The organism is Pseudomonas peli (assembly GCF_050563605.1).
In the GTDB taxonomy this organism is placed as follows: Bacteria; Pseudomonadota; Gammaproteobacteria; order Pseudomonadales; family Pseudomonadaceae; genus Aquipseudomonas; species Aquipseudomonas peli_A.
The window spans coordinates 1-224 of sequence record NZ_JBNXUH010000105.1 but is presented as its reverse complement, the minus strand read 5'-3'; the positions used below and the strand labels follow the sequence as shown (position 1 = coordinate 224).

General features: G+C 55.2%; 1 protein-coding gene. It reads left to right on the top strand.

Features of this window, described 5'->3' with window-relative positions; all coding sequences use genetic code 11:
• On the top strand, positions 1 to 224 hold a 224-nt coding region (locus tag ACQ4LH_RS21200), incomplete at both ends, for an SPFH domain-containing protein (protein WP_430698974.1).

Sequence of the window (224 nt, the reverse complement as noted above, 5' to 3'; positions counted from 1 at the left end):
AGWTGTGTAAAAGAGACACCCCTCAAGCCGGGCCTGAACATCATCGTGCSGGTGAKGGACAAGGTCGGCCGCAAGCTCAACGTGATGGAAAACGTGCTGGATATTCCGCCACAGGAAGTGATCACCGCCGATAACGCCACGGTGCAGATCGACGCCATCTGCTTTTTCCAGATCATCAACTCGGCCCAGGCGGCTTACGAGGCTGTCTCTTATACACATCTGAC